13 protein-coding genes and 3 pseudogenes are annotated in these 18201 nt (G+C 66.1%); 8 read left to right on the forward strand and 8 right to left on the reverse strand.

From position 1 onward, the window contains the following. Positions 1 to 184 precede the first annotated feature (184 nt). Both E1292_RS54535 and E1292_RS55985 read right to left on the reverse strand, forming a co-directional pair. Positions 185 to 388: a transposase gene (locus tag E1292_RS54535; RefSeq protein ID WP_246090732.1), complete on the reverse strand. Its 204-nt coding sequence runs from the start codon at positions 386 to 388 to the stop codon at positions 185 to 187. An 89-nt stretch (positions 389 to 477) separates the two neighbouring features. Continuing rightward, positions 478 to 681, reverse strand: a pseudogene (locus tag E1292_RS55985) (transposase); the annotation flags it as partial. Between the two features lie 378 nt (positions 682 to 1059). Between E1292_RS55985 and E1292_RS43060 the strand changes: the two are divergent. Further along, positions 1060 to 1527: a transposase gene (locus tag E1292_RS43060; RefSeq protein ID WP_132605311.1), complete on the forward strand. Its 468-nt coding sequence runs from the start codon at positions 1060 to 1062 to the stop codon at positions 1525 to 1527. Positions 1528 to 1740: 213 nt separating this feature from the next. On the opposite strand, the gene E1292_RS43065 is transcribed toward E1292_RS43060, so the two are convergent. Beyond that, positions 1741 to 3276, reverse strand: coding sequence for a long-chain-fatty-acid--CoA ligase (locus tag E1292_RS43065; RefSeq protein ID WP_132605293.1), 1536 nt, complete (start codon positions 3274 to 3276; stop codon positions 1741 to 1743). A gap of 144 nt (positions 3277 to 3420) precedes the next feature. Further along, positions 3421 to 5250, reverse strand: a complete 1830-nt coding sequence (locus tag E1292_RS43070; RefSeq protein ID WP_132605295.1) for an amidohydrolase — start codon at positions 5248 to 5250, stop codon at positions 3421 to 3423. 200 nt (positions 5251 to 5450) lie between these two features. On the opposite strand from E1292_RS43070, the gene E1292_RS43075 reads away from it, so the two are divergent. After that, complete coding sequence (locus E1292_RS43075) at positions 5451 to 6083, forward strand: TetR/AcrR family transcriptional regulator (protein WP_132605297.1); 633 nt, start codon at positions 5451 to 5453, stop codon at positions 6081 to 6083. Positions 6084 to 6187: 104 nt separating this feature from the next. Here the strand turns inward: E1292_RS43075 and E1292_RS43080 are convergent, their stop codons facing one another. Further along, the gene (locus E1292_RS43080) at positions 6188 to 7909 is read right to left on the reverse strand and encodes an aldehyde dehydrogenase family protein (RefSeq protein WP_132605299.1); all 1722 of its coding nucleotides are present in this window, start codon (positions 7907 to 7909) and stop codon (positions 6188 to 6190) included. A 107-nt stretch (positions 7910 to 8016) separates the two neighbouring features. Further along, on the reverse strand, positions 8017 to 9426 hold the full coding sequence (locus tag E1292_RS43085) for a flavin monoamine oxidase family protein (RefSeq protein ID WP_220447337.1): 1410 nt from the start codon (positions 9424 to 9426) through the stop codon (positions 8017 to 8019). Positions 9427 to 9569: 143 nt separating this feature from the next. Between E1292_RS43085 and E1292_RS43090 the strand changes: the two genes are divergently transcribed. The 4 genes and pseudogenes from E1292_RS43090 to E1292_RS43105 all read left to right on the forward strand — a co-directional run bounded on the left by E1292_RS43090 (position 9570) and on the right by E1292_RS43105 (position 13010). Further along, positions 9570 to 9962, forward strand: coding sequence for a hypothetical protein (locus E1292_RS43090; protein ID WP_132605301.1), 393 nt, complete (start codon positions 9570 to 9572; stop codon positions 9960 to 9962). A 426-nt stretch (positions 9963 to 10388) separates the two neighbouring features. Further along, positions 10389 to 11267 (forward strand): N-acyl homoserine lactonase family protein, encoded by an 879-nt coding sequence (locus E1292_RS43095; protein ID WP_220447338.1) that lies wholly within the window; start codon positions 10389 to 10391, stop codon positions 11265 to 11267. Between the two features lie 18 nt (positions 11268 to 11285). After that, positions 11286 to 11642: a MarR family winged helix-turn-helix transcriptional regulator gene (locus tag E1292_RS43100; RefSeq protein WP_220447339.1), complete on the forward strand. Its 357-nt coding sequence runs from the start codon at positions 11286 to 11288 to the stop codon at positions 11640 to 11642. Positions 11643 to 12007: 365 nt separating this feature from the next. Then, positions 12008 to 13010 (forward strand): annotated as a pseudogene (locus E1292_RS43105) (IS5 family transposase). Between the two features lie 252 nt (positions 13011 to 13262). Here E1292_RS43105 and E1292_RS43110 read toward each other — a convergent pair. After that, positions 13263 to 13484 (reverse strand): hypothetical protein, encoded by a 222-nt coding sequence (locus tag E1292_RS43110; RefSeq protein WP_132605303.1) that lies wholly within the window; start codon positions 13482 to 13484, stop codon positions 13263 to 13265. 293 nt (positions 13485 to 13777) lie between these two features. Between E1292_RS43110 and E1292_RS43115 the strand changes: the two are divergent. After that, a pseudogene (locus E1292_RS43115) lies at positions 13778 to 16849 on the forward strand (Tn3 family transposase). Between the two features lie 35 nt (positions 16850 to 16884). On the opposite strand, the gene E1292_RS43120 reads toward E1292_RS43115, so the two are convergent. Continuing rightward, positions 16885 to 17493 (reverse strand): TetR/AcrR family transcriptional regulator, encoded by a 609-nt coding sequence (locus E1292_RS43120; RefSeq protein WP_132605307.1) that lies wholly within the window; start codon positions 17491 to 17493, stop codon positions 16885 to 16887. Between the two features lie 104 nt (positions 17494 to 17597). Between E1292_RS43120 and E1292_RS43125 the strand changes: the two genes are divergently transcribed. Beyond that, a complete protein-coding gene (locus E1292_RS43125; protein WP_132605309.1) occupies positions 17598 to 18086 on the forward strand; it encodes an MFS transporter in 489 nt (162 codons plus the stop codon). The last annotated feature ends 115 nt before the right edge of the window (positions 18087 to 18201 follow it).

The following is an 18201-nucleotide window of genomic DNA, read 5'->3' on the forward strand; positions in this document are numbered from 1 at the left end:
TCCTGCTCATCCAGAGTTCCAGCAGTCGAGGAGGTCTTCCAGTTCCCACTCGCGCCGCATCTCGGCAACCCTTCTTCCGATGTGCCCCGAAGGTCAGAAGAACGATGATTCGTAGTCATATGGCTACCGAGCGGTACTCACGAGTCGTGATCGCTGCGTAGCGGATTTGAAATGTAACTCTCAGCTACTTTCCCTCCGGTGACATCAACCCGAGCGATGGGCCAAGCAGCGCGTTGCCGATGGGGTTGTCGTGCATCGAGGCTGCCGTGACCACCACGGCGATGACCAGGCCCAGCACGCCCACGGCCAGCCCACGCTTGCGACCGGGTACCTTCTTGGCCGCGTCCCGTCCGGTCGTGGAGGCGGGGACTCCGGCGGCGGCACGCACGCTTTGGTGTCGAGCACCACCAGGCTCGGGTCGGCTAATCGTCGGTGGTTCTCCCCTACCTGCCAGCGCAGCAGTTCGTGGATGGTCTTGTCGATGCCGTCCTCGCGCCACCTGCGGTAGTAGTAGAGCACCGCGCTGCGAGGAGGCAGGTCATGGGGCAGCAAGCTCCACTGGCAGCCGGTCCTGCTCTGGTACAGCAGCGCATTAACGATCTCGCGGAGCTCGTATCTGCCCTGGTGGCCGCTGACCGAGGGGTGGGCGGCCTTCCAAGCGATGATCACCGGCTCGATCAACGCCTACCGCTCATCGGATAAGTCGCTCGCGTACGGCTTGCGCTCATTCACCCGGCCATCTCAGCATATCCACGCCCAGCAGCCAGGCATAACGCTACAGACTCACACGATCACCCTGCGACATCGCGGCCATATGCTCGCCAACCGCCCTCTCAGTGGGCGTTTAGATGTTTGGTTAGCGTATGCCCAGTTCTGTGGTTGCAGTCGTTCGGGCTCCTTTCCCTGTACGTGTCGCTTTGTGCAGTTCTCGCCGCTCATGCGAGCGGCCATTCGGTGATGAAATGGCACTCAAATTCCGTCTGGTTTAGAAATACGGGAGAAGCTCCCAACCGAGTCGAAGTCCACTATCGATCAAAACTTTCGGGTAGAAGCTCCGTCATTAGCGAACGGAAGCCGTACCCCAGCGATATCTCCGACGCCCGCTGGGCCTTAATCGAGCCCACCTTGACCGCCTGGCGGCAGGCCAGACTCGACCGCCGACCCACCGGCCTCTCCGAAAACGCCGTAGGAATACAACTGCTCAACGACGTCAAGGCGATCCACCCGACCATTACCAAAGCCTGGGTCGACACAGGATTTAAGAACGCCACGGTCGAACACGGAGCCCGCCTCGGAATTGGCGTGGAAGTCGTCAACAGAAACCCCGACATCCGCGGCTTCCAAGTCGTTAAAAGACGCTGGGTAGTGGAACGCAGCCTCGGCTGGATTATGTTAAGACGACGCCTGACCCGCGATTACGAAACCCTTCCCACCAGCTCCGAATCCATGATCTACATCGCCTCGATCGACAACCTCACCAAACGCATAACGGACGAGACCACCCCAACCTGGCGAGCAACCTACTAGAACATAAGTAGCAATCTCCTTAAATCAAATGCCCTCTCAGACGCTGACCGCACCCTTGCTCCGCGCAATCCGCACAATGGGCCCCGGTTCTTGGTTGCTGTCATCGACGACGCGTGAATACTGACCGCCAGGCGACGCTTGGGTTCTAGGGCGAATTCAACCGGTCGTCGCAGGCCGGCGGGCCGCCGCAGCGCGGCCCCGCCGGTACCGGCCTCAGCGCAGCTCGCGCTTTAGGATCTTGCCGGTGGCCGTCATCGGCAGGCCGTCACGGAACTCGACGATCCGTGGGTACTTGTAGGCCGCCATGGTCTCCTTGCACCAGAGCACCAGTTCGTCCTCGGTGATCGAGGCCCCCGCGGACAGGATGACGTACGCCTTGACCTCCTCGCCGTGCGACTCGTGCGGGATCCCGACGACCGCTGCCAGAGAGACCGCAGGATGGGTCATCAGGACCTCCTCGATCTCGCGCGGGTACACGTTGAACCCGCCGCGGATGATCATGTCCTTGGACCTGTCGATGATGGCGTAGTAGCCGTCCTCGTCCCGGGTGGCGATGTCGCCGGTGCGGATCCAGCCGTCGTTCATGACCGCCTCGGTCGCCTCGGGCCGGTTATAGTAGCCCTTCATGACATTGTGACCGCGGATGGCGATTTCGCCGGGACCCTCGCCTACGATCGTCTTCCAGTTGCTGTCGACGAGCTTCATCTCCACGCCCCAGATCGGGGTGCCGATGGTCCCCGGCTTGGTCGGGCGGCCGAGCTGGTTGAAGCTGGCCACGGGGGAGGTCTCCGACAGGCCGTAGCCCTCCAGGATGCCGATGCCGAAGGTCTGCTCGAAGTCGCGCAGCACCTCGACCGGCAAGGAGGCGCCGCCGCCCACCGCGAGCTTGAGCGAGGTGGGCGCCGCCGCGCCCTCGGCGTGGATCTTGGTGAGCAGGCCCCAGAACATCGTCGGAACCGCGGGGAGGAAGGTGATGTTCTCCTTGCGGATCAGCTCCAGCGCCTCGCCTGGCTCGAAGCGCGGCATGAGCACCAGCGTGCCCTGCCTGCGGAAGCCGGTGTTCATCACGACGGTCTGGCCGAAGGAGTGGAAGAGGGGCAGTACGGCAAGGTAGTTGTCGCCGCCAGGGGTGCGGGGGAACATCTCGTCGCTGACCATGGCGTTCATCAGCATGTTCTGGTGGCTCAGTTCGGCGCCCTTGGGCTGGCCGGTGGTGCCTGAGGTGTAGAGGATGACCGCGGTGTCCTCCGGGGCGGTCTGCACCGTCTCGAACTCGCCCGCCATGCCATTCAGCGCCGCCCAGATCGACTCGCCGTATTCCGACTCGGTGGCCAGCGGCGTGGCCGGCAGCACGAAGAAGTGCTCGCAGCCGTCGGCGGCCTGGAAGCCCTCCCTGCCACGCCGGCCCATCGGCAACTCAGCAGTGCCCTCGAAACAGAACAACGCCTTGGCATCGCTGTCGTCGAGGTGGTAGGCGATCTCCCTGGCCTGCAGCAGCACGTTCAGCGGCACGACCGTGGCACCCGCCTTGAGGATGCCGAAGTAGACGAAGGGGAAGTACGGCACGTTCGGACAGGTGAGCGCGACCTTGTCGCCCTTGCCCACACCACGGGCCACCAGCAGGTTCGCCACCCGGTTGGCGATCGTCTCCACCATGGAGTAAGGCAGGCGCAGGCCCTCGAAGACGATGGCCGTCTTGTCAGGGACGTTGCGGGCGCTGTCCTCGAGGATGATCGACAGGTTGAGCATGACCAGGCCTTCCTCGCGCTGACTCCTATGCGCGCCATCTTGGCGGGAACCACATACCGACCGGTAGGTAACATGCGGGACAAGCTAAGTCCGGGCAGCAAAGGTTGAGATGCCGACCGATATCGCAACGTCAACGCGCATCGATCACTCCTGGACGAAGACGGTCTTGCCGCGGAGGACCGTCCTCAAGACCTTGGTCTTGTGGATGTCGCCCACAGGCACCTTCAGCAGATCCTGATTGAGGACGATGAGATCGGCGTCCTTGCCGGTCTCGATGGATCCGGTGCGCTTTTCGAGGCCGACGCCATAGGCGCCGTTAAAGGTCAAGATCTCCAACCCGGTGATCCGGTCGACGGCCTCGGAGCGCGCGAGGTACCCGCGGCCAGGGTCCGATGGGTTCTGCCGCGTGATCATGGCCTGTAGCGCAGGCCAGGGATTGGGGTCGGGGATGTTGTCCCAGTCGGTGCCATAGCCGACAGTGTCGCCGGCGGCCATGAGGGAGCGGATCGGCGCGATGGCCCTCGCCCTCTGGCGCCCGAGCAGGTCCACGGCGGCAGCAGTGAGATCGTTGGGAAACAGGACGATCGGCGGGGAGTTCTCGAAGACGACGTTCAGTTTGCGCGCACGCCCCATGTCCGCCGGATCGATACTGAAAGTGTGTGCGATGACATGGCGCTGCTTGCTGGTGCCGTTCGCGCGCCTGGCGTCCTCGATAGCGTCGAGTGACATGCGCACCGCAGCGTCGCCCATCGCATGGATCATGATTGACAAGCCCAGCTTGTCCATCTGCTTCACGGCGGCGTTAAGGTCGGCCTGGTCGATCGCCGCGTGTCCGGACGTATCCCCGGAGGCGTACGGCTCCAAATACGGTGATCCACCTCCGATCGGGATGCCGTCGGCGTAGATTTTCCCGCCGTCGGGATTGATCAGGTCGGTGACTGGGCCGCGCTCGGCTCGGGTGTCAAAGCGCTTCAACATTTTCTCGGGCTCGACCGGCGCCACTGGCGTGTTGAAATCCCAGTTGGTCTTCACCCGGATCGTCAGGCGACTTTCCGCTTCGAGTTTACGGAACGCCTTGAGGTCCGGGGCATCGGCGTCGCCTGTCTGGATGCTGGTGACACCGTAGGTGTTCAACTTTCGGAAGACCCGCTCGGCCGCGCGCTCGGTGTCTTCGTCCCCCGGCTTGGGTTTCACTTTGGTGACCAGGCCTACGGCCGACTCCATCAAGACGCCCGTGGCCTCGCCGGTCTTCGGATCGCGCAGGATCTTGCCGCCTGGGGGATCGGGCGTGGATTTGTCTATCCCGGCGGCGGTCAACGCTGCCGAATTCACCCAGACGATGTGGTTCGTGTTGTCGTGCAGGTACACGGGATTCTTCGGCGCGATCTGGTCGAGCGCCGCCTTGTCGAGGGATGGCGCAAGGGCCGAGTGCCACTGCGCGCCCTCGACCCATTCGCCCGGCTTCTTGTCCTTCACACACTTGCGAACGGCGTCGAGCGCACGGGGGAGCTCAAGCTGGTCCGAGAACTTGCAGTAGGTCAGCTCCGCAAGCCCGCCCCTTACGGGGTGGATGTGCATGTCGGTGATGCCGGGCATCGCCATGCGGCCCTTGAGATCGTGAACGACTGTCTTGGGTCCGATCTGACGACGAACCGTCTCGTTCGATCCGACGGCGACGAACTTCCCGTCGTCGATGGCCACGGCCTCGACGATGGTGGACAAGGTGTCCGCGGTGAAGATTTGACCGTTCACGAAGACCGTGTCGGCAGACCCGCTCAGCTCGGACTGTTGAGGCTGTGCCGGGGCAGTGCAGGACAGGACGCCGGCCGCAGGGAGAAGGATCGCCAGGCAAAGGCGCGGGCGGATCACTGCGTGCAGGACCGAGCACGCCTTGCTGAACGCGGTAGTGCGGGAGGTTCTTTGTCTCGAGTTCAGCCGCCCCTCACGGAAGCGGGTGGAGTCCACCGTCCGCATCGACGGTCTCCTTTCTCTTGGGACAACCGAGCCACGCGAGCGCTTCTCGTCCTCGCCGCGTACCGCAGCGTTCCGGAGGGGATATGGCGTCCCATAAACTCAGTCGGTTGACTGACAGGTGACTATAATCGGACATCACGCATGTCGGCAAGCATGGTGTGGCAAAATCTCAGTCGTCCGACCGAGCCAGGAGAGAGTGGATGCCGTATATCGAAGCTTCGGTCCGTAGCAAGCAGCTCGTGGCGGCAGCCCGCAGCGTGCTGTCCCGAGAGGGCGTGGCCAACACCTCGTTGCGGGCCGTCGCCGCAGAGGGCGGGGTCCCGCTCGGGACGCTGCAGTACGTCTTTCCTTCCAAGGAACTCCTCTTGCGGGCCGTCATCGAGGACGTGGTCGACGAGATCGCCGGCGTACTCAAAGACTCGGTGCAGCTTGAGGACGGTCTCGAGCATGCGATCCGCCAGGGAGTCACCCGTTTCTGGTCGCAGCTGGTGGCTGAGCAGACCAACCTGCAGCTCATGCAGTACGAGTTGACCACCTATGCCCTGCGCACCCAGGGCCAGGAGCAAATAGCACGCTGGCAGTACGAACGCTATGCCGGCATCGTGGCCCAATGGTGCCAGGAAGCCGCCGGCAATGCCGGTGAGATCTGCGCGGTCCCGTTCGCTCAGCTGGCCAGGGTGCTGCTGGCCGCTGTGGACGGGCTCATCATGCAGCACCTGTGCGATCCCAATGAGGCCCGGTCGCGCGAGGATCTCGACGCCGTCATCGACATGCTCATCGCATTGGCCCAGGTGCGGCCAGCCACCCAGGTCCGCACTGCCCGTCGCCCCTGACCCTGCGGCTCTGTCTCACCTTCGTTGGCCACGACACATCCGGGTCGTCGGTCTCGATCTGCCGCGCCAGCCACTGCGCGGGCGTCACACTGTGGACGCAATCCTCAGCCGCGCAGGGCGGAGGCGAAGATCGCCGGCAGTGCGCGCCAGCGCGGCCGCGCCGCGAAACCGGTCAGCAATCGTCCTGTGGTGGCAGCGGTGCGGTTGGTGACGAACCACGGGGGCTTGGGGGAGATGGACTTCTCCCCGTGCAGGACCGACCGCGGCGAGGGCCGGAAGGGCCCGGTCACGACGGTGCGCTCGGTGTTGTCCAGAAGCAGGGCGTTGTGGACCACGCCGATGCCACTCTGAACGTCCTCCAGGGTGTGCCCCGGGTAGGCGCCCCAGGTCGCGCGCGGGATGAGGAAGCCGACACCGGTCCAGGCGTTCACCCCGATCGTGCCGTAGCGCAGGTCGGCAATCGCCGCACGGAGACGGCTGCCCAGCGTCTTGATAGTCCTGGGATGCACGATGATGTTGGCGCCCAGGGTGCCGCGCAGCCGGTCGTTGGCGGCTGCGACCGCGACGTCGAGGAATTCGGCGCCGGTGCCGGGCAGCTCAGCCACCCCAAGCACGGGGCCGAAGTACTCGGTGGAGAACGCCGACTCTCTCGCGTCGGCGAGGTCCAGGCCGGTGAGCAGCGTGCGCTCCGGTGTCCCGCCGACAGCCTCGGCCGTCGGGTGCAGGTCGCGGACGGTCTGGACGCGTACGTCGCAGCCGGGGTACCACGCTGGGCGGGCCGGTGCGGCCTTCAGCGCCTGCCGGAGCGCGGCGAGGAAGTCGTCCTTCTGCGCCCAGTCGGCGCTGAGGATCACGATCTGACCGGCGATGCAGTTGGAGCCCCCGTTGTGCAGGCGTTGGGTGGCTACGTGCTCTGCCTGGAAGCGCAGGTCGGCCGCTGACCATTCCCCGGGCACGACGATGACGGGGCAGACCCCGCCGAGCTCGCTGGTCATCGGCTTGTCCAGCTTTGGGGTGCCAGCCGCCTTCGCGGCCGCCGCCTCCTTGGCGACGCCCCAGACAACGGCGTCGTGGGTCGCCTCGCTGCCGGTCATGTGCACGGAGGTGATGCCCGAGTGGTTCGCCAGGGCCGAACCGACCTCAGCGCCCCCGCTGATGATCTCGACGAGGTTGCGGTCGATCATTGGTTTGAAGATGGCGCGGAAGATCTCGAGGAGTGGGTCGGTGGTGGGGTTGAGCTTGAGTACAACGGTGCGGTTCTCGGCGTACAGCTGGTAGAGCACGTCGAGCGGCGGGATGGAGAAGATGTTGCCGGCGCCCAGCACCAGCGCCACGCCGTTGGTCTGCTCCGGTCTCCGCTGACCGAGTCCTGCGCCATTGTGCAACTGCTCCTCGGTGATGCCCGGCCTCGTCCAGACCTCGGCATGGAAGCCATTGAGCAGGAGCTTGTCGAAGGTGTGGTGGGGCAGGACCTGGACGGCCAGTCGGTCGCCCGGCGCGCTGCTGATGTTGTAGCCCGCGAGTACCTCGGCGCCGTCGGCCACGCGCTTCAAGGTGTCCTGCAGCGCGTGGGCGTAGCCGATCACGGCGTAGGGGCCGCTGATCCACTCCTCTCCCACGAGCGGAGATGCCGGATCGAGCTGCTTGATCTGTGATGCGATGCGGACCCATTCCGCCGCGTTCGCGTCGACGGCCTCCAGCACTTGGATGAGCAGGTCGCGGCGCTCGGCGACGGGCGATGCGACCCAGGCCTTCTCACCGGCGGCGAGGCGCTGGACGAGAATTGCGAGATCGAGATGGGGGTGGGCCGGTTCTGTCAGCCTCATGATCAGGTCCTCGGGTGTGCGGATGAGAGGTGTTGAAGACTGGGGTTGGGCCGCCAGGCCGGGCGGCGGAAGGTGGCGGCAGGGGGCTTGCCGACACCGCTCCGGCCTCAGGGCATCTGGGTGAGGATCTCGTCAGCGGCGCGGCGGCCGGAGCGGACCGCGCCGTCCATGTACCCGTTCCAGATGTCAGAGGTTTCCGCACCAGCCCAATGGATGCGAGCGACCGGTGCGGCGAGAGCCTTGCCGTACTGGGTCCAAGCACCGGCGCCGAGGCGACCGCCGTAGCAGCCGCGCGTGTACTCCTCGGCGGTCCAGTCCTGCTCTACCACGTCGAACGGGTGGGCGGCCTTCGCTCCGAAGTACTTCACCAGGTTGGCGACGACCAGCTCGCGGCGCTCCTCGGTGGTCATCTGGTTGGCAGCGCGGGCGTGGGCACCCTCGAGGAAGCCGACCAGGACGCCGCAGGACGCGTCGTGCGGGGAGTTGTCCAGGACGACGTTGACCTCGTCGTCGAGGCTGAGCACGAAGCCGTTGAGGCCCTCCTCGCGCCAGAACGGCGTGTCGTAGCCGACGTGGAATTTGATCACTGAACCGGCCGGCATCTGCTGGGTCAGGCCGTCGCGCAGCGCCGGCAGAGCCGGGGTGTAGCGGATGCGGCCCGCGAGCGTCTGAGGAACCGCGACGATCACGTGGTTCGCGGTGACCTCGCCACCCTCATAGGCGATGACGACTCCTGTGTCGTCCTGGGCGATGGAGCGGACCACCGCGCCGAGTTTCACGCGGTCGCCGAGTTCCTCCGCCATCCGCTCCGAGATCTGGTGGGTGCCGCCGACCACGCGGGACTCCTGCGCCCCTCCCGTGGTGGCGACCAGGGTCTCAAGGCTGGTGCCGGACTTGACGTAGAAGAGGAAGTGCAGCAGCGAGAGCTCCGGGGACTCCGCGGAGAAGAGAGCCGGCACCAGCAGACGGAAGAAGCGCAGGGCGATGGTGTCGTCGGTGTTGGCGAGCAGCCACTGGTCAAAGGTCTGGCGGTCGAGGTCCTCGGCGCCCTCGCTCTCCCACGGCGCATCGGTGGTGACTGTGGAGGCCAGGCTCTCGATCTGCTCCCAGATTCGGCCCACCTCCATCGTGGAGTCGAAGGGGAGGCCGAAAGTCGTGTCGGCATATCGCGTCAGGTTGCCATCGTAGACGGTGAGGGACTCACCCTCGTCGAAGCTCAGGTAGGTCTCCAGGCCAAGCTCCCCGATCAGTTCGAGGATCACGTCCTGGGTCGGGCCGACCCACTGGCCGCCCAGTTCCACCGACACCCCGTTGCTCAGGAAGCCGCCGAGGGTACGGCCTGCGACCCGGTCACGGGCCTCCAGAACGGTCACAGTCCGGCCTGCGGCCACCAGCTTGCGGGCCGCGCTGAGGCCGGCGAGGCCCGCACCCACTACGACCACATCGACGTCATGCATGCGCACTCCAAGTATTTCAGTCGTATGACTGACTTTAGACGTCGACAGCCCATGGGACAAGCCTCAGGCGGGTACGGCGAACTGGATCGACTGCCGGCCTGGAGCGCAAGGCGACCACCCGTCAGCCGATCATCCCGCTGTGGCTGCGCTCCCGCGCCGAGGCCATCGAAACCCTCAGGTGGGCGAGTCTCCACTACGCCCACGTGGCCGGCTCCCAGCTCCTTCGCACGCCGCTCTACGCCGGGCGGCTCGTCGCCCGCGCTCCGCGCGGCCTGGTCCGCCTGGTGAGCGGGCTCGTGCGGTGGACGTTCGACCTGGAGGGCGAGCCCGCGCGCATGGCCGCCGTCCGCAAATCCGACTACCTGCCAGCGGCGGGAATGCTGTTCGCCGCGGTGTTGGGCTACCGGCGCACAGTCGTGAAACAGCCGTATGCCTCGTGGGTTGCGTGGGCCGCCGGTGCCATTGCGTGCTTGCTCATGGTGTGGGTACCGCCGACGGGCCTGTATGAAGCCGCTCACCGCGGCCTGACGAGCCGCCAACGCCACGGTGTCGCGGTAGGCGGCCACGCCGTCACCAGAGCGTCGTCGCGGCACTGACGCGCCAGCGCGTCGCCGGGTGCGCGGCCGCGTCGACCTTGGCGAACGCGGGACGCTCCAGCGCCGGGATCTTCGACGTGGTGGCCGGGGGTCCTCGAACAGAAGCACACCTTCGGCCAGGCGGAACCCCTCTGCGACGCCCCCCATCCGGACCAGTAGCCCGGCTTCGGTGAGAATCTGCCGCTGCCGGAGTAGCGACTGGGTGGCAGTGGACGAACGGGAGTAGACGATGCGCACAGAAGGCTCCTCCGGAAGGAGATAGCCCTCCTCTAGCTGTCGGCAAAGCGTGTCGTCAATTTACCCTCCCAATCCGCAGACGGCCTGGCGGGAAACCTTCTAAATCCCGACGCCTTGGGGCCGGGTGGGAACGGGGGGTTCCGGCCATGGTTAGTTGACACGACATAGATGTCGTGTAATGTATTGCCTATGAGCAACGCGATGAAGCAGATCGAGAAGGTTTCCGTGGTTAGCACCGGGTCGGTGTCGATCCACCCCGAGCACGTCGCCGACAGCGGCAAGTCGCTGTACTGGTGGCTGTTCACCTCGCGGCGGTGGACCGAGCCGCTGCCGATCAACGTGTACGTGATCGAGCACTCCGACGGCCTGGTGCTGTTCGACACCGGGCAGGACCGGGCGTCGATCACCGACCCCGGCTACTTCCCGGGCGGGATCACCGGCCTGATGTACGACCGGCTGGCCCGCTTCGACATCGCACCCGAGCAGACCCTGACCGCGCAGCTGGCCTCGATCGGCTACGACATCCAGGACGTGCGCACCGCGGTCATCTCCCACCTGCACCAGGACCACATCGGCGGCCTGCGGGAACTGACCGGCGCCGAGATCATCGTATCCCGGCGGGAGTGGGAGACCCTGGGCGAGTCCCACCCGGAGATGAAAGGCCTGCTGCGCAAGCACATCGAGCTGCCCGGCCTGAAGTGGCGGTTCGTCGACCCCGAGCCGCTGGCCGACTCGTCGATCGCGCCGTTCACCTCCGGGCACGACCTGTTCGGCGACGGCAGCATGATGCTGCTGCCCACCCCGGGCCACACCCCCGGTTCCTTGTCGATGCTGGTGCGCAGCGAGGGCGGGACGCCCCTGCTGATGGTCGGCGATACCACCTACGACGCCGACCTGCTGGAGGCCGGCCGTGTTCCCGGAGTCGGGGAGAGGGAGCGCCTGATCGAGACCACTGCGATGGTCAACCAGTTGCGGGAGCGGCAGCCTGGCCTGACCGTCCTGGCCGCGCACGACCCCGGCGCGGTCGCCGCGCTCGCCGTCGCCCGACGCGACCTCACCCCGGCCTGACAGGGACAATCATCTGCCATGCGACCCGTCGAGGAGTTCAGATACCTGGTCCTGGCCGCGCAGCGTGAGGGAAACCGGCTGCTCGGCCAGGCATTGAAGCCCCTCGGGATCACCACCTCCCAGGCAGAGGTGATCCGAGTCCTGCAAGACCGTCAGCCGCTCACTCTCAACGGTCTCGGTGACCTGCTGGTCTGCGAAACCGGCAACAGCCCCAGCCGCCTCGTCGAACGGCTCGTCACCGCGGGCCTGGTCCACCGCGAGACCTCCCCGCACGACCGCCGCCACATCGAACTCATCCTCACTCCCAGGGCGTCGAGCTCGCCCGCCAGATCACCGAGATCGAAGAAGGCCTCTATGCCTTCATCGCCGCGATGACCGAAGGCACCGACCTCACCCAGATCAACGATTTTCTCCGCAGCTTCGTCGCCGATCTACCCGCCGGCCAAGCCCTCGCCCGCCGCACCACCCCCTGAGCAGACCAGTCAGGAAGCAGCCGCCAGCCTGGCGACGCCGTACAAAGACGGCATCCCCATCCAGCTCGTTGGGCCGCCCGGCTCACTCACCGAGCTACCTGGCGGCTGGGGTCATGTTCGGGAGCGGAGGGCCGACAACGTACGGCGATTTTCAACGAGTTACAGCGCTTTTCAGCGCATCTCAGCGAGTAGCAGCTAGAGCCTGTACGGAGTTGAGATCAGGGGGATTGCCTGCGGTCTGTTCTGTGATCCTGGTAGGTCTTCGCCATGGCGCGTGGAGACCTCACCGATGAGGAATGGTCGTTGATTCAGCCTCACTTACCGCTGGGTGAGCGAGGCCCGATCCCGGATCTGCGGCAGCAGTTCAACGCGGTGATGTGGCGGTTTCGGACGGGCAGTCCGTGGCGGGATCTGCCCGCTGCGGAGTACGGGCCCTGGTCCACCGTCTATGACCGGTTCCGCTCGTGGGCGGTGAGCGGCGTGTTCGAACACCTGATGCAGGCGTTGATTGCGGAGGCTGCGGTTCGTGGACAGGCCGACCTCGACGTGGTGAGCGTGGACTTTACGACGGCCCGCGCCCACCACCACGCCGCTGGGATGGCTCTGAACGACGAACTGGCCGCAGCGCTGCACGAGGCCGCCGAGCAGGAAAAGGGACTGCCAAAGGGGCAAATCGCCGGTGACGGTGATCCGGGCGACGACGGAGAGCGGGACGAACGCCGACGGATGCGACGCCGGCACCGGTTCCGGCTGAAGATGGCCAAGCTGGGCCGCTCGCGGGGCGGGCTGACCGGCAAGGTGCATCTGTCGGCCGACCGCCGATGTCGTCCGCTGTCTTTCGTCCTCACCCCTGGCCAGGCCGGTGACAGCCCGCAATTTCGCGCGGTGCTGGAGCGCATCAAGATCCGTCTGGCTGTCGGCCGTCCGCGCACCCGGCCGTCCGCGCACCCGGCCGGGCGCGGTGGCCGGCGACAAAGCGTACTCCTCCCGCGGCAACCGCGCCTACCTGCGCCGGCGCGGGATCAAGACGGTCATCCCGGAGAAGGTCGACCAGGCGGCCAACCGCAAGAAGCGTGGCTCCCGCGGCGGCCGGCCGGTCCGTCATGATCCCGATCTCTACAAGCAGCGCAACACGGTGGAGCGGTGCATCAATCGAATCAAGGAATGGCGTGGGCTGGCCTTCCGCTTCGACAAGACCCCCGACAGCTATCTGGCCGGCCTGCACCTACGCGGGGCCATCTTGTGGCTCCGCAGCCTCCACCCAGCCTGAAGATCCGAACCCCGGACAGGCTCTAGGCGGCGGGGGCGCCTTCGGGGTGGCGCTGCCCTTGTTCAACGGGATCATCCCGCCGTCGGAGGACCGCCCATGGTCAAAGGCAAGCTCGGACGGCTGAACCCATCATTCGAGGTAGTCCGCCCACCCACGTCGGTGTTCGGCGTCGGGGCGGTCAGGCGAGACCAGGCCCCTCTCCACTCCGCCATGCTAACGATCGTTGATCATCACGGGTTCGCCGGGCGGGGTTCAGGCTTCGTCGTCCCACAGGTCGTAGTCGTAGGGTTCGCCGCGGGCCAGGCGTTCGGCGCGCATCTGTTCGCGTTCGGCGTCGGTGATGCCGGTGATGTACTCCCACAGGCTGACCCGCTGGACTCTGCCGCGGGCCAGGTCGTGCTGCAGCACGATCCGCGACGAGCGGCCCATCTCCTCTTCCTTGACCACCCACGGGTCGGTCGCCTCCCAGGGCACGCCGGCCCAGGAGGCGTTCTCGGCCGGGTCCAGCCGAGATACGGGTAAAACCGGCCATGAGTCGATCTTGATGAGATAGCGAGAGCCTCTCTGAGGCCGGTTCAGCGAGGAAGCCCGCTGCTGAGATCGACCTTCCGCAGAGGCATGCATGAATTCAATGGCTGACTACCTGTGTGCGATCCGCTGGTTGCGTTCGTCCTCGGTTTGGTTTGTTCGCTCTCACGCATTGCGTTCGCTCAGCTACAGTGTGGCCTGTTCTTGGTGATCGGGCTGCTGCGAAAGCTGTGTGCCTGATGGCGTCGATCGACAAGACCGCGTATCCGAGGTTCAAGCGGACCGTCTCCGAGCGGGAGTTACGCGAGGCGTACTCGCCGAGCCTGGTCGAGATGGACTGGGCGCGGGAGATGACCGACAGTGATGAGAATCGGCTGTCGCTGGTGGTGTGGTTGAAGTGCTGTCAGCGGCTGGGGCGTTTCCCACGGCTGGCGGAGATCCCGGCGCAGGTGATCACGTACATCCGGGATGAGCGGGGCCTGCCGGAGCGCCTCGGCATGGCGGGCGTGGCCGAGCGGACCGGCCGCAACCATAAGGCTCTGGTGCGCGACCGGCTGGGGCTGGACGGGGATCAGGCCAGCGCACGAAAGCTGGCCGAGCAGGCGGTCCGCCTGGCGGCCAAGACCAAGGACCACCCCGCCGACCTGATCAACGTGGCGTTGGAGGAGCTGGCCAAGAACAGCTGTGAGTTCCCGGCCTTCTCCACCCTGGACGACCTCGCCTCGCAGGTCCGGGCTGAGGTCAATACCGCCATCTTCACCTTGGCGTATGGCCGGATGGGCTTCGATGACCACGCGCGGATGCTGGGGATGCTGGAGGTGGATCCGGCAACCGGCCGCAGCGGCCATGACAGGGCCAAGAAGAGCGCGCCCCGGGCCACCGTGACCAAGCTGCGCCAGCAGTTGGACCATCTGGTCTGGCTGGACGGTAGTGCCGGGGCGAGCGACGCCTGGTTGAAGGGCGTCCCGGCTGCTAAGATCGCGCACTTCGCGGCCGAGGCGCGGGCGCTGGGTGCCTCCGAGATGCGCGACTACGGCGAGGTCAAGCGGATAGTGCTGGAAGCGTGCCTGCTGCACCAGGCCCGGGTGCGGGCTCGCGACGACCTGGTGACCATGCTGTGCAAGCGGATGAACACCATGCACACCAAGGCCCGCGAACTGCTGGATACCATCCGCGCCGAGCAGCGCCAGCGCAACGAGCGCATGCTCGCGGTGCTCGGCGATCTGCTGAGCGCGGCCAAAGACGTCGACGTGATGGCCCGGACCGCCTCCACCCCGTGGACGGTGGTGCGGCGGCGGCACGAGACCGGCCGGGCGGTGCTGGAGACGATCGAGACTAACGGAGGCCTGGTCGACCTGATGGCCGAGCACGAGGCGCTGGCCGCCTACCACGGGGACAACTATCTGCCGCTGCTGGACCGCTTCTACCGCTCCCATCGCGCCCTGCTGCTGCGCCTGGCCGGTGTGCTGCTGCTGGAGCCGGCCACCACTGACCGCAAACTGCTGGCGGCGCTGGAGTTCGTGCGTGCTCACGCCACCCGCACTTCCGAACTGATCGGTGATGAGTACGTGGCCGAGCAGGAGGTTGTCGATGAGATGACCGGTGAGATCTCCACGGTGAAGGTGCGCAAGAAGGTGGACGTCTCCTTCGCGCCGGAGGCCTGGCAGAAGGTGGTCACCGACAGGCGCCGCCCCGGCAAGCTGGTGCGCCGGCACTTCGAAATCTGCGTCTTCTCCTGGCTGGCCGACGAGCTGGTGCGCGGCGATGTGGCGGCGGTCGGCTCCGAGGCATACGCCAACTGGCAATCGCAGCTGCTCAGCTGGGAAGCCTGCCAGCCTCACCTGGCCGAGTACTGCGCCGAGGTCGGCCTGCCCGACACCGCGGCCGGCTTCGTCGCGCAGTTGAAGACCCGGATGAAGCAGGTGGCCGCGGCCGTCGATGCCGGCTACCCCGACAACACCGACCTGGCCATCGATGAGCAGGGACGGCCCACGCTCAAGGCGCGCAAGTCCGCCGGGCACAGCCCTGGCGCGCTGGAGCTGGTTACGACGGTCAAGGGCCGGCTACCGGAACGCTCGCTGCTGGAGATCTTGTCCCGGACCACCCGGCACCTGCGCTGGTTCCGCCACTTCGGGCCGCTGTCGGGCTCGGACGCCAAACTGGCCGACCCGCTGGAGCGCTACCTGCTGGTCGCCTTCGCCTACGGCTGCAACCTGGGCGCCGCCCAGGCCGCCCGGCACCTGGGAGGGCACATCAGCGCGCACGAGCTCTCCTACACCGTCCGCAAGCACGTGACGGTGGCCAGCTTGAACAAGGCGATCGCCGACGTGGTCAACGCCTACCTGCGGCTAGATCTGCCCCGGCTGTGGGGAGAAGGCAACGCGGTGGCCGCCGACGGCACCAAGTACGACATCTACGTGGACAATCTGATCGCCGAGTACCATATCCGCTACGGCGGCTACGGCGGGATTGCTTACCACCACATCGCCGACAACTACATCGCGCTGTTCTCCAGGTTCGTACCGTGCGGGGTGTGGGAGGCGGTCTACATCATCGAGGGGCTGCTGGAGCAGGAGCGAGGCGGCGCCCAAGGAGATCCATGCCGATACGCAAGGCCAGAGCTTCCCGGTCTTCGGTTTAGCGCATCTGTTCGGGTTCGAGCTGCTGCCGCGTATCCGCAACTTCCAGGACCTGACCTTCCACCGGCCCGAGCCAGGGGTGCGCTATCGGCACATCGACGCGCTGTTCGGCGACCCGATCAACTGGCAGCTGATCTGGCAGGACCTGATGAAGGTCGCGATCTCGATCCGGAAGGCGAGTTGTCGTCGACCACGCTGCTGCGGCGGCTGCGGCACGACTCCAAACGCAACAAGATGTACCGCACCTTCCGCGAACTGGGCCGCGTGATCCGCACCATGGTGCTACTCCGATACGTCTCCGACGCCTCGCTACGGGAGAACATCAGCCGGGCCACCAACATGGTCGAGTCCTACAACAACTTCGCCAAGTGGATCGGATTCGGCAACAACGGCGTGATCGCCGAGAACGACCCGGAAGAACAGGAGAAAGCGATCAAGTTCAACACCCTGGTCGCCGACCTGGTCATGTACCAAACCACGCTGGACATGTCGCTGGTGCTCAACCAGCTGCGCAGCGAGGGGCAGGCGGTCCATCGCGCCGACGTGGCCATCATGTCCCCCTACCAGGAAGACAACGTTCGCCGCTTCGGCGACTACATCTACGACCTAAACGCGCCGCTGGACGATATGGACGTCCATCTCGATCTAGGCGAGGAGACGGGTGCGGTGTGAGCACCTTGGCAGGCTGAGGCTACGGCGTAGCGGCCTCAACGACGACGTGCGATGAGTGGGAGCAGCAGGTCATCGACGACCGACTCGATCTGCTCGTCGGTGCTCTTGGGCTGTCCGCTGACGCAGTGGTAGAGGAGCATCGCGGGCCCGGCCGCGGCGATGGCCGTCTCGCTCGCACCCGGTGCGGCACCTCCGTGTCTCCTGATCAGCTCGACGATGCCCCTCTCACAGGGCACGGTCACCGACTCGTGGAAGAGCACGCGAAGCTGGGTAGTCTGCTCATCCCCCGCGGCCGCCACCGCCTGGAAAGCGGTGCCCTTGGAGTCGTACAGCGCCTGGTTGAGGTACCGGAGCAACATCACCAGACCGTCGCGGAGCGGCATGTCCGGCGAGGTCTCCGGTGGCGCGGGAAGCAGGTCGCGCAGCGCGTCGCGCACCAGCTCGTCTTTGTTGCGCCACCGCCGGTACAGGGCCGCCTTGCCGGTGCCCGCCGCGGCGGCGACCCGGTTGGTGCTCAGCTTGGCATAGCCGACGGTGCCGAGCTGCTCAATCACCGCGTCGAAGATGACCCGCTGCAGCGCCTCACCACGCCGTCGCGTGGAGGGCGGCTCCGGCCGCGCCGGTCGTTGCGCCGATGTGGTCATCGACACCTCCTTCACACCGGACCGGGTTGCGTCCCCACCCTACCGGCCCCATATAGTGAACCACCTGGTTCCCTACTGGGATGCTCCAGTCCGGAGGAGAAGAGATGCCGAGCCCACCCGAACGATCCGCCGCTGAAGCACCGGCGGCCGCCGCCGAGGCCGATCCGAAAGCCGCTGATGTGAAACTGACCGGTGTCGCCGCGATCACCCTGGCCGTGATCGTTTCCTGTGAACTGGTCCTGATGCTCGACGCCACGATCATGAACGTGGCTCTGCCCGAGATCCGCGGCGGCCTCGGATTCACCCCCGCTGGACTGTCCTGGGTCACCAATGCCTTTTTGCTCGCCTACGCCGGACTGATGCTGCTCGGCGGGCGCGCCGGCGACATTCTCGGCCACCGCCGGGTGTTCCTTGCCGGCATGATGCTGTTCACCGCCGCTTCCCTGCTGGGCGGGCTGGCGCCCAACCCTGAAGTGCTCATCGTCGCCCGCGCCGCGCAGGGTCTCGGCGCTGCGCTGGCCGCGCCGAGCACGCTGGCCTTGCTGACCACCAACTTCCGGGGCGGATTGCAGGCCAAGGCGCTAGATCGCTGATGTGAAATTCGGTGATCGGCTGCGGGCGTGACGAAGGGCGTCCATGGTCGGTGTGTGAAGACTGACTTGGACGCCCTTCTGACCGCACTCTATGTGCATCTGGACGATCACGTGA

Origin of the sequence: Nonomuraea deserti, assembly GCF_004348685.1 — a bacterium.
GTDB classification, from domain to species: domain Bacteria; phylum Actinomycetota; class Actinomycetes; order Streptosporangiales; family Streptosporangiaceae; genus Nonomuraea; species Nonomuraea deserti.

What these genes read in the sequence shown, in the direction of transcription:
- E1292_RS43125 (WP_132605309.1), top strand. Translation starts at nt 17,598, where the DNA reads ATGCCGAGCCCACCCGAACGATCCGCCGCTGAAGCACCGGCGGCCGCC.
- E1292_RS43075 (WP_132605297.1), top strand. Translation starts at nt 5,451, where the DNA reads ATGCCGTATATCGAAGCTTCGGTCCGTAGCAAGCAGCTCGTGGCGGCA.
- E1292_RS43080 (WP_132605299.1), bottom strand. Translation starts at nt 7,909, where the DNA reads ATGAGGCTGACAGAACCGGCCCACCCCCATCTCGATCTCGCAATTCTC.
- E1292_RS43065 (WP_132605293.1), bottom strand. Translation starts at nt 3,276, where the DNA reads ATGCTCAACCTGTCGATCATCCTCGAGGACAGCGCCCGCAACGTCCCT.
- E1292_RS43120 (WP_132605307.1), bottom strand. Translation starts at nt 17,493, where the DNA reads ATGACCACATCGGCGCAACGACCGGCGCGGCCGGAGCCGCCCTCCACG.
- E1292_RS43100 (WP_220447339.1), top strand. Translation starts at nt 11,286, where the DNA reads ATGCGACCCGTCGAGGAGTTCAGATACCTGGTCCTGGCCGCGCAGCGT.
- E1292_RS43095 (WP_220447338.1), top strand. Translation starts at nt 10,389, where the DNA reads ATGAGCAACGCGATGAAGCAGATCGAGAAGGTTTCCGTGGTTAGCACC.
- E1292_RS43070 (WP_132605295.1), bottom strand. Translation starts at nt 5,250, where the DNA reads ATGCGGACGGTGGACTCCACCCGCTTCCGTGAGGGGCGGCTGAACTCG.